This is a genomic window from Olsenella kribbiana (assembly GCF_036408795.1).
Taxonomy (GTDB): domain Bacteria; phylum Actinomycetota; class Coriobacteriia; order Coriobacteriales; family Atopobiaceae; genus Olsenella_L; species Olsenella_L kribbiana.
This window is the reverse complement of record NZ_JAZGJP010000031.1, coordinates 1-10,474: the sequence shown is the minus strand read 5'-3', so window position 1 is coordinate 10,474 and position 10,474 is coordinate 1. Positions and strand designations below refer to the sequence as shown.

Sequence of the window (10,474 nt, the reverse complement as noted above, 5' to 3'; positions counted from 1 at the left end):
ATCCTCAGCTTCCTCGAATCCCTGTAGCGCGATGCATTATGTGCTGGGCGCCGGATGGCCGGGCCCCTCCGCCTGCCGTCCGGCACCCACTCGGCACATAATCGCATCCAGCGCATTAGAGTCGTTCTTCGGGACGCTCAAGAACGAGTGGTACCACCACGAGCGCCCGGCGGATGCATCCACGACGAAGCACAGGGCGATCGAGTCCATCGAGTCATATTACAACCGCTACCGTCCGCACGAGTCCATCGGGGACCGCGTGCCGGCAGAGGCTATGCAGGAGTTCTTCGACCGCTTCGAGAGGGTCCTCCGGCACAGTCCGGAAGACATGCTGGCCGTGTAGGAATCTGCGATTCCGCTGTCCATTATATTGACAGGGCTCAGAACTCGAAGACGCTGCGCAGCCCCTGGCAGACGCACTCGGCCGTCTCGCCCCAGAAGACCTGGGTGAGCCCCACGTTGGAGTGCGGGAACGTGACGGTCAGGTACTTCCCCCTGGTGAGGACCCCGCGGACCCTGAAGTCGGCCTCGCCGATGCCGGCCTGGATTTCTCCGGGCAGCCAGCTCAGCTGCAGGAAGCCCTCGGCGTCCCTGCGGTCGCGCTCGCGGGCCATCTCCTCCCGGCGCTGCTTCACGTAGCGCTGCACGGTGGAATAGGAGCCCTCGTAGCCGCGCTCGTTGATGAGCCTCACATACACCCTCACGGCCGTATGGCGCTGCTTGCGCCAGTTCCTGCAGTCGTCGTCGAGCCAGGAGTCGATCGTCTCCCTGTGCGGCGCGAGCAGCTCGCTCTCCGGCTCCTTCCTCTTCGGCGGCTCGGGCGACAGGTCCTCCATCCTCGCGTACTTCCTGGCCGTCGGCTCCGAGACGCCGACTGCCCTCGCGATCGAGGCTATCGGTTCCCCGCCTCTCGCCCTTCTGCGTATATCCTCTATCTTGTCCACGCCGATCATTTCCTTTCTGGCCTCCTTATGTCGATAACCGAAGCAACGACATGTTGGACCAGCTTTGGGATGGTCGGCGTGCCCATGCCAGAACCCGAAAGTTTTTCGTGCTCAGACCCGAAAGTGCCCGACGCTCAAATCCGCAACTCAGAGGTTATCAAACACAGCGGAGCTCGAAGATCTCGAGCAGGAAGCGCCGGAAGCCGTCGTCTGGCCTGCTGAGCAGCCATTCGTCGAGGACGAGGACCTGGAACGCGCCATACTTCCTCACGGCCTTCGCGACCCCTCCCGGACGCTCCTGGGCATCCTTCCAGGCCTCCTCGAAGTCGGGGCACCTGATGTAGTTCGCGCGCATCCTCGAGGCGCATGCCTCCTTGGCAAGCGCGCAGGCAAGATAGGTCTTTCCGGTGCCTGCAGGCCCGAAGAGCACGACGTCCTGGCCTCTCGTGGCGAAGCCGCAGGCCGCGAGCCCGCCTATGAGCACGCGGCCGGGACCGCGCTCCTCCGCATGGCCGATGCGGCGCACGTTCGCCTGCGGATACCTGAGGTTCGCCCTCTTCACGAGATTGCGGATCCTGCCGGCGACATATCCTGCATGCGCCTCGTCGACCGCCATCTGGATCCTCTGCCCGGACGGCATCCCCATGCATGCCGCATCGTCCTGGGCAAGGAGCGCATCGAGCAGCTCGTCCGCTCCCATGTCCCTCATCTTCCTGCGGGTCTCCTGTCCGATGTCCATCGCGCACCGTCCCTTCCGTACCAGGCCTCCCCGCGGAGGCATCCTCCCTCTTCATGCACCGGCTGCTGCGCAGCTGCCGAATCCTGCCCTGACTTCAGGATCGGCTCTATGTCGCGGTAGCGCGGCGATCTCCTGCCGGATGCGAGCGCCATCCCGCATGCCCTCTCGAGCCGGGCGCTGCCGTGCCTGCGCGAGAGCCTCAGCACTGCGAGGCATGCATTGAATGCCTGCTCCTCGAATGCATAGGACTGGAATATGCGCTCCGCCACTGCCCGGCAGTCGGGGCCGATGCGGTCCGCCCATCTGCGGATCCTGTCCGCATCCCATTCCTGCCAGGCCTTCCCGTCCGGCATGTCCTCCTCATGCGTGGAATAGCGGTTCCTCGCGCATGGAGGCATGAGCGCGTGCGTCGAGAGCCTCTCGGACCCCTTCCAGATCTCGAGCGCGGTGTCCGTGACCCTCAGGTCGACCGTGGAGCCGACCGCACGGAAGGGCACGGAATAGAAGCTGCCCCTGTAGCTCACGTGGCAGTTCTGCTGGACCTTGCGCCCACGGACCCACTCGCACACCTCGTATGGGACTGCGGGCAGCGGGCGAAGGAGATCGGCCTCCTCCTTCATGAAGCTCCCGGGCCTCGATCCCTCACGCTTCTCGAAGGGGGCTGCATTGTGCCTCTCCACGCACTCGGCCACGGCTGCCCTGAGCTCGCCCATGTCGGCGAAGGCCCTTCCGCGCAGGGCGCCGATCACGTACATGGTCGCGCACCATACCTCGTTCTCGGCGCTCGGCTTGTCGCGCGGATGCCTCACGCGGGCAGGGAGGACGGCTGCCCCATAGTGCGCCGCAAGCTCGCGGTATGCCTCGTTGAGGACGACCTCGCCCTCCTTCGGATGCTTCTTCACGCCCGTGAGCAGGTTGTCGGGGACGATGATTGGCGTGCATCCCCCGAAGAAGGCGAAGGCATGCACATGGCAGCGCAGCCATGTATCCTGCTTCATGTCCAGCGTCGGCTCGACATAGGAGTATCTGCTGAATGGCAGGGCGGCCACGAAGAGGTACACCTTCGACACCTCGCCGGACATGGGGTCCACGAGCTGCATCGTGGGCCCCGCCCGGCCGGCCCCGGGCGTCCTTCCCGCCTTGTGGCCGACCCTGCTCACGACATTGCGCCGCTCGGCATATTCCGCATATCGCTTGCAGAACCGGTCATAGGACATCCATGGCTTGCCTTCGGCCTTCAGGGCGTCTGCATACTCGCCGTGCAGCAGCCTGAGCGTCACGCCGGTCTTCCTGAGCTCCCTGTGGATCGCATCCCAGTCAGGATCGGGATAGACGCATTCGGCTGCATCGGCCTTCTCCGGGAAGAGCCTCGAACAGGGCTCGCCCTCTTCCATGCCTTCTGCATCCTGCCAGGAGACCTTCTCCCTCTCTGCCGCCTCGGCGACAGCCTGGATGCTGTGCTTCGACACCCCGAGCGATCTCGCTATCGCGTTGCGGGATGTCCCTGCGGCCAGCTGCTGCAGTATCAGCCTGGCCCTGATCTTCCTTGCCATGCATTCCTCCTTCGTCTCGTTGGGACATGGCAGGAGGAAGCTATCAGCCGCAAGAGGGGCCCGCCGCCTGGTTTCAGCAGGCGGTGCCGAAGCGCAATATGGACGGTGCCGAAAGGCAATAACCTGCTATCGGCCGGCTGGTGCCGAGGCGCGACAACCGCAGTGCCAGTACGGGCTAATACTCACTTGAGGATAGTTCTGGAGCCACGAGGAGAATTTGATCCATCCGACCTGCATACGATTACGCAAGTGAGGATAGTTGCAATCGAGGACTACTGCTGAAGAGGACAGAGACATGGCTGGATTCACGATGCCAACTGGCAGAATTCTCAAGGAGCATCTCGATGAGCGTGGCATTAGTCAGAAGGATTTCGCGCAGCGTATCGATGCGAGCGAGAAGAATGTCACCAACTTGTCCAATGGCAAGATTTGTCTCACAGAAGGTATGGCACTCAAGCTCGAGCATGTTATGCCTGACGGCAGCGCACGATACTTGCTGAACTATGAAGCGAAGTACCGTGAATATCTCACGAGGTAAGAGGAACAGTGCAGGATCGAGAGGCTCGATCTGGAAGATAATCCCCGTCGCTTCTACTTCGCTGAGGTATTCAAGGAAACGGATGCGACACTCGTGGAGCAGGCGGACGAGATGCTTGATCTCTTGGCGTCTCATCCTTCGATTGCTTGCATGCCGCGGTGCCACAGGAGGAAGATGCTAGCATCAGAGCTTCGGGGGACGCGGGAGAAGCTGTGGCGTAGCTTTGCCTCTGCAGGGACGAGGCGGACAATCAGCGAGACGAGATGGAAGCATCATCCAGCAGGAGGAAGCCCTCTTCGTCACTCAATGCAATACAGAGATCCCTGCAGAGCGGGGGATAGATGGCGTGACGCAGAGATACAGGCATCGTGGTGCCGGACGCAAAGCATCCCGCAATCTATATCAGCAAGGAGCTTGGGAGCGGCGCTGCAGCACATGAAGTTACCGTCAGCGAAGCAGAGCTGCGTTCGAAGAGGAGCATGCCGAAGAAAATGCATATAGCGCTGGAAGAGCCTCTGAGAGACAGCGAAAGCTGTGCAACGAACAGTAACGAACAATCTCTCGAAGCATGCGGAAAAGAACACCTGCAGGTTGATATGATCTTCGGGACCATAGAAACAGACAGCAAAGAAAAACGCCCGGAGCCGTAGCTCCGGGCGTTCTGGCATCCCGTATATGCTAGGAAAGCTTAGAGCTCGCGGCGGAAGTGCTTGCCAGTTGCGATGGAAACAGCGCCTGCACCGACGAGAGCGACGAGTCCGGCAACATTGCCGTAAGGATCGCTCGTGTCAGGAACAGCAGTCTTCGTAGCCTCTGCGGTGTCCTTCATGTGCTTCGGTTCAGCCTTGGTGTCAGACTTCGTGTCGGACGTCGTATCGGAAGCCTGCTCCGGCTCCTGCTGCTGTGCGGCGTCGAGAGCTGCCTGCCAGTAAGCGACCTCGTCCTGAGCCTTCTTGAGGGCATCCTTGGCCTCTTCGAGGGCGGCAACAGCGTCGTCGTGTGCCTTCTGGGCATCGGCGAGAGACTGCTTTGCGTCAGCGTCGTCCTGCTTGGCCTGGTCGAGAGCGTCCTGGGCGTCCTTCAGTGCCTGCGCAGTCTTGTTAGCTGCCTTCTGAGCGTCATCGAGGTTCTTGTTCGCAGTGTTAGCTGCCTTCTGAGCGTCATCGAGGTTCTTCTTGAGAGTGTCGAGCTGTTCGTCAGTCGGGTTAGACTTCTTGGCAGCAAGGTACTCATTCTGAACGTCATGAGCCGCCTTGTCGGCGTCTTCATAGGCCTTCTTGGCATTCTCATTGGCCTCATTGGCGGCATTGTACTCCTTAGATGCCTTGGTGAAGGCGGAGATTGCATCATCCATAGCCTTCTTGAGAGCATCAAGGTCGTTCTCGTCCTGAGCCTTCTTCAGAGCGGCGCTTGCATCAGAGAGGTTCTTGTCAGCCTGGTAGTAAGCCCTGGTTGCTGCTGCATAGGCATCCTTAGCCGTATTCCAGGTCTTGAAGGCCTCCGTGCGCTTGGCGATTGCTTCGTCCAGAGCCTTCTTCAGAGCGTCGGAATTCTGCTTTGCAGCCTTCCAAGCGTTGCTGTCGTCTGTTGCCTTCACGACAGCGTTGTTGTATGCATCCTCCGCAGCAACATAGGCATCGTAGGCCTTGTTGTATGCATCCTGAGCCTCATTGCGCTTGGTGATGGCGGAGTCAAGAGCGTCCTTGGCATCCTGCTCCTTCTGAGCAGCGGCCCTTGCATCCTCTGCGGTCTGCTGCTGCTCAATCCATGCGCCATAGGCAGCCTGCTGGGCAGCATCGGCCGCTGCTTTTGCGTCAGCTTCTGCAGCCTGATAGTTCTTCAGGATTTCATTGGACTTATCGACTGCAGCCTGGGCGGCAGCAATCTGCTGCTCAGCTTTCTCAAGGTCTGCCTTGGTGTCCTCTGCTTCCTTCTGGGCGCCAGCGGTCTTCTCCTTAGCAGCCTCGAGCTTGCTGTTCGCCTCAGCGGATTTGCTGTAGGCGTCGTTGTAGGCGGCTTCGGCCTTCTCGGCAGCATCTTTTGCGGTCTGGAGATCAGCTATTGCCTTGTTCTTGGCAGCATCAGCTTCATTGGAGGCAGCACGTGCTTTCTTGGCGGCTGCGATGTCTGCAGGATCGCCGGTCTCCTTGGCCTTGTTCTCTGCCTTCTGGGCAGCGGCGGCCTTGTTGAGAACGTCCTGGGCGAGAGTAGCCTGCTGCTGCTCAAGCTCAGCAACGCTGTTGTTGGCATTGCCGAGATTGGTCTCTGCCTCGTCCATCGTTGCCTTGGCGAAATATGCAGCACTTTCAGCAGCGGTCTGCTCATCCTGAGCGGTCTTGAGAGCATCCGCAGCATTCTGTGCTGCCTGCTTGAGGGCGTCATAGTTAGATGCGGACTTTGCGTTCTCAAGGGCTTCGTTAGCCTTGTTTGCCTGGTCCTGAGCGTCGTCGACTGCTGCCTTTGCATCGTTGTAGGCGCTGAGAGCATCATTGTACTTGTCGGTATAGGTCTTGTATGCAGCAGATGCGTCGTCAGCTGCCTTCTGAGCGGCGGCGTTGTCTGCCTGTGCCTGCTTGTACGCATCGTTTGCCTTGTCGGCAGCGTCCTTGGCGCCATAGTAAGCCTTCTCGGCAGACGAGCTGTCGTAGAATGCCTTGTTCAGGGCCTTGCCGAGCGGATCGACTGCTGCAGCAGATCCGTCTGCAGCCTTCTTTGCGGCATCAGTTGTCTGCTGGGCCGGGAGATAGGCGTCCTTAGCGTCCTTGGCTGCCTTTGCAGACTTCTGTGCAGCGATGGAAGCTTCCTCGCTGGCCTTGTACGCGTCGTTCATCTCCTGGTTGGCCTTCTGGTAGGCGGCGTTAGCCTCATCGAAGGTCTTCTGGGCGTTATCGACGGTTGCCTTTGCGGTGTTATAGGCATCCTGCGCTGCGGTATTGTTGGCGTCAGCCTGCTTGTAAGCTTCCTCAGCCTTCTCGAATGCCTTGTATGCATTCTGCCAGTCGTAGTAAGCCTGGTTGCGGGCGGCGATAGCCTTGATGAGGGCATCTTTGAGGTCGATTACCTTGTTGCGGAGAGCAACGGCGTCGTCATATGCCTTCTTGGCGGTCTCGAGGTTGGCATTTGCCTCATCGGCTGCCTTCTTGGCGGTCTCGAGGTTTGCCTGGGCCTCATCATTGGGAGCCTCGGCATCGTCGACTGCCTTCTGGGCAGCCTCGAGCTTGGCAGCAGCGTCAGCTGCCTTTGCCTTTGCGTCCTTGAGGTTCTGCTCTGCGGAAAGAACGTTATTGACGGCGTCGTCGACCTTCTTCTGTGCAGCATCCTCGGTAGCAGTTGCGTCAGCGAGCTTCTGCTTCAGGGTTGCCACATCGTAGGTCGTTGCAGTGTCGTTCGTCTTCTGATCGTCGACGGATCCCCTGCCCTCAGCGAGTGCAGTCAGGGGGACGCCAGAGCCAACAAGGCTCAGGCCCACCGCCACAGCGATTGCGTTGCGGGCGATGCTCGGCTTCTTCATGTGCAGCTCCAATCTTCGTTTTGGACTGTGAAAGAACCGCAGGAAGGGGTGCAGATACCTCAGCACAGTCTGAATATAGAGATAATGTCATAGTGCTCTTTGGAAAGCGTTGTGTCAACTGAAACCAGTCTTAATGTGTAAAGAGAATGTTACAAAAAGCGCAGGTAGGATACATGGACTGCATCAAACAGCGATGAGCGCATTAAAAGACATTTTGAACGATTCGAAAAATATCCCCTCTGATATGGGATGGATTCTGAAGCAACTACCAGTACACAATATCGTGTATATGCATATATCTGAAAAGATATGTAGGACTGCATCATCGCAAACTTTCGGCGAACGGTACATCAGATATGAAATAAGTGCATGGGAATCTGAATCCTTGGCGCAGGTGATGTATGCGATATGAAGGCTGTCTTTCAGGGGATACAGCTACTGGGACAGAGCCAGCATAGGCATGAGCAGGAAGGACTCCCATGGATATGACCGAGACCCTGAAGGCACGCTTCTGCGCCCATCCTTCTCGCCATCCCTCCCTCTCCTGGGGTGAGGTGGCATCAGCTTTTGATGCCCAGAAGCTCGAATCGCTTGCCTATATGGAAGAGACCGGAGGAGAGCCTGATGCCTTCTTCTTCGAAGACAGGCTCTACATGGTCGACTTCAGCCATGAGTCGCCGAAGAGAAGGTCCTGCTGCTACGACGGAAAGGCCAGGACAGAGCGGAAGCGCAATCCTCCCGAGACGAGTGCCCTGGAGCTTGCAGAGGCGCATGGCCTCACGCTTGTGTCGGAGGAGATGTATCTCGCTCTCGAAGATGCAGAGCCGCTCGATGAGAAGACGACAAGCTGGATCCTCACGCCCGAGGACATACGGGAGCAGGGAGGCGCGCTCTTCGGCTCGAGGAGATATGGCCGTGTCTTCATCTACTGCAACGGGGCAGACTCCTACTATGCCTCACGCGGCTTCAGGGCCTGCCTTGGGCTCAGCTAGCCAGCAAATCAGATTCTTCGCCAAGAAGAAGGGCGCCCGCCTGCGCGAGCGCCCGTCGTGCGTGCTGGAGTATGTCGCGGGTCCTAGAACTTGACGGACGGAGCCTGGCGTGCGGTTGGATCGTCCACCTTGAAGCCTTCGCGCTTCTGGAATGAGGAGCCAGCGACGATATTGCCCGGGAATGTCTGGATTGCGTTGTTGTAGGAGAGCACGCAGTCGTTGTAGCTCTGGCGGGCATAGGAGACGCGGTTCTCGGTGTCGGTGAGTTCGGACTGGAGCTGCTGGAAGTTTGCATTGGCCTTGAGGTCGGGGTAGGCCTCAGAGACGGCGAAGAGCTGGCGCAGGGCTGCCGTGAGCTGGTTGTCTGCAGCAAGGCGCTCGCCGGTCGTCTGTGCGCTCGTTGCAGCGGCGCGTGCTGCCGTCACGGCTTCGAGCGTCTCGGACTCGTGCTTTGCATAGCCCTTGACGGTCTCCACGAGGTTCGGGATGAGGTCGAAGCGGCGCTGGAGCTGGGTATCGATCGTCTGCAGCGCGTTGTCGCAGCGGTTGTTCTTCTCGACAATGCCGTTGCGCAGGGTAATGAACCAGATAGCGAGGATGATGACAATAGCGATGATGATGAGTGCGACTGCCATGGGAACGTCCAATCTGCTCGGGACGCCGCGTGATGCAGCATCTATGTCATACAGCTGCCTGCTGTATCTTAAAAAATGGCGGAGGGGGAGGGATTTGAACCCTCGAGACGGCTAGGCCGCCTGGCGGTTTTCAAGACCGCTGCATTCAACCGCTCTGCCACCCCTCCGTGGGTGCTCAATCATCATACCCCAAACAGCAGGTCTTCAGAACAGGCAACCGTTGCAAGGGCATCTGGCGGCATGACGGGCTTGGATAGATGCACCTATATGACGAACAAGCGTCAATCCCTGCTTAGAGTCTGTTCTGCCTGGAATTGTTCTGCAATAGACTTTGCCGGCAATTAGATAAAGTCTATTCTGGCAAGCCGAGCCTAACTTTTTGCACGATGGCCGAAGGATGCAGTCACAGGCATAGACCGTGACTCCGCGAACATTAACCCGCATCAGCGTTTTGGTAGTCGCGCTTCGGCATCAGCTGAACGATAGAAGGCTCAGTCTCATAAGTAGCAGAATTGCTAAAACCGTCGTATTTACCAGAGTCGCTTTATAAGGTAGCCAAAATAGACTGAAATAGATGTCTGGAATCGCCAATAATGGCGATGAAGGTAATCAGTTCATGAGACCAACTGGCGAGTATAGGGGCGAAGCACCAATGGAGCGTACGGCTATGAAGGACCTTGAAGCCTGGGCAGCGTCTCCGTGCAGAACGCCTCTGATTGTCGGCGGTGCCAGGCAGGTGGGAAAGACCTGGCTTCTAAAGGAGTTCGGACGCACCCATTACGATGCAGTCGCACATATAGCCTTCCATGACAATGAGGTCATGAAGCGCGCCTTCGATGGCACGCTGAATCCGGACCGTCTTCTTACCGCTATCGGTACCTATACCTCGACTAACCCTACGGATGGCAGGACACTGGTATTCCTTGATGACATCCAGGAGTGTCCGCGTGCAATCACATCGCTCAAGGTGTTCTGCGAGGACAGGCCTGATGTGCCGGTTGTTGCTGCTGGATCCCTTCTCGGCACTGCCCAGAACAGGAGTACGAAAAGTGACGAGCGCATCTCATGGCTTGCGGGTAAGGTGGACTATCTGGACATACACCCTATGACCTTCACGGAGTTCCTGATGGCTCTTGGAGAGGGACACTATGCAGACCTTCTGAAGATAGAGTCGCTCGGTGATGCCTGCGCCATGTCGGAACACTACGACGATCTTCTGAAGCTCTACTTCTATGTAGGTGGCATGCCTGAGGCGGTGCAGGCATACTGCGATAACCACCTGCTTGAAGAGAGCAGGAAGGTGCAGCTACGTCTGCTCAAGAACTATGAGCGGGATATCTCGGAAAATGCCCGCACGGCCATCTCAGCCGACCGAATATGGGAGGCTTGGCAGTCTGTCCCATTGCAGCTGTTCCGGAAAACCGGCAATGGCAAATTCATGTAAATGGCTGAGGACCTCCGGCATAACCGCAGGAATTCCTGTCGCCGCTCCGCTGCATCATATGGATGAACGGCTGATGCATCCGGAGGATCGGGGGACGAGATGGCGAAGGGTCATGCAG

Annotated in this window: 10 protein-coding genes and 1 tRNA gene; 5 read left to right on the top strand and 6 right to left on the bottom strand. The window is 58.5% G+C overall.

All coding sequences use genetic code 11. The annotated features are described in order from the left end of the window. Positions 1–343 (top strand): integrase core domain-containing protein (locus VXJ24_RS11300; RefSeq protein WP_330973024.1); only part of this gene is annotated, 343 nt, incomplete at its 5' end. A 37-nt stretch (positions 344–380) separates the two neighbouring features. Here VXJ24_RS11300 and VXJ24_RS11295 read toward each other — a convergent pair. The 3 genes from VXJ24_RS11295 to istA all read right to left on the bottom strand — a co-directional run bounded on the left by VXJ24_RS11295 (position 381) and on the right by istA (position 3,236). Continuing rightward, on the bottom strand, positions 381–953 hold the full coding sequence (locus VXJ24_RS11295) for a hypothetical protein (RefSeq protein WP_330973023.1): 573 nt from the start codon (positions 951–953) through the stop codon (positions 381–383). A 148-nt stretch (positions 954–1,101) separates the two neighbouring features. Next, positions 1,102–1,683: an ATP-binding protein gene (locus tag VXJ24_RS11290; protein ID WP_330973022.1), complete on the bottom strand. Its 582-nt coding sequence runs from the start codon at positions 1,681–1,683 to the stop codon at positions 1,102–1,104. Continuing rightward, the gene (istA, locus tag VXJ24_RS11285; protein ID WP_330973021.1) at positions 1,650–3,236 is read right to left on the bottom strand and encodes an IS21 family transposase; all 1,587 of its coding nucleotides are present in this window, start codon (positions 3,234–3,236) and stop codon (positions 1,650–1,652) included. The genes VXJ24_RS11290 and istA overlap by 34 nt, the downstream gene beginning before the upstream one ends. A 295-nt stretch (positions 3,237–3,531) precedes the next feature. On the opposite strand from istA, the gene VXJ24_RS11280 reads away from it, so the two are divergent. Together VXJ24_RS11280 and VXJ24_RS11275 are read left to right on the top strand one after the other, a co-directional pair. Beyond that, the gene (locus VXJ24_RS11280) at positions 3,532–3,774 is read left to right on the top strand and encodes a helix-turn-helix transcriptional regulator (protein ID WP_330973020.1); all 243 of its coding nucleotides are present in this window, start codon (positions 3,532–3,534) and stop codon (positions 3,772–3,774) included. A 371-nt stretch (positions 3,775–4,145) separates the two neighbouring features. After that, positions 4,146–4,424 carry a hypothetical protein gene (locus tag VXJ24_RS11275; protein WP_330973019.1) on the top strand — a complete coding sequence of 93 codons (279 nt, stop codon included), beginning with the start codon at positions 4,146–4,148 and terminating at the stop codon, positions 4,422–4,424. Between the two features lie 38 nt (positions 4,425–4,462). On the opposite strand, the gene VXJ24_RS11270 is transcribed toward VXJ24_RS11275, so the two are convergent. Next, a complete protein-coding gene (locus VXJ24_RS11270) occupies positions 4,463–7,285 on the bottom strand; it encodes a hypothetical protein (RefSeq protein ID WP_330973018.1) in 2,823 nt (940 codons plus the stop codon). A gap of 479 nt (positions 7,286–7,764) precedes the next feature. On the opposite strand from VXJ24_RS11270, the gene VXJ24_RS11265 reads away from it, so the two are divergent. Continuing rightward, positions 7,765–8,277 carry a DUF4256 domain-containing protein gene (locus tag VXJ24_RS11265; protein WP_330973017.1) on the top strand — a complete coding sequence of 171 codons (513 nt, stop codon included), beginning with the start codon at positions 7,765–7,767 and terminating at the stop codon, positions 8,275–8,277. Positions 8,278–8,360: 83 nt separating this feature from the next. On the opposite strand, the gene VXJ24_RS11260 is transcribed toward VXJ24_RS11265, so the two are convergent. Together VXJ24_RS11260 and VXJ24_RS11255 are read right to left on the bottom strand one after the other, a co-directional pair. Then, on the bottom strand, positions 8,361–8,912 hold the full coding sequence (locus tag VXJ24_RS11260; RefSeq protein WP_330973016.1) for a LemA family protein: 552 nt from the start codon (positions 8,910–8,912) through the stop codon (positions 8,361–8,363). A 76-nt stretch (positions 8,913–8,988) separates the two neighbouring features. Then, positions 8,989–9,079 (bottom strand) — tRNA-Ser (locus VXJ24_RS11255). 500 nt (positions 9,080–9,579) lie between these two features. Between VXJ24_RS11255 and VXJ24_RS11250 the strand changes: the two genes are divergently transcribed. Next, entirely contained in the window at positions 9,580–10,356 is a 777-nt protein-coding gene (locus VXJ24_RS11250; protein WP_330973015.1) for an ATP-binding protein, read from the top strand. The last annotated feature ends 118 nt before the right edge of the window (positions 10,357–10,474 follow it).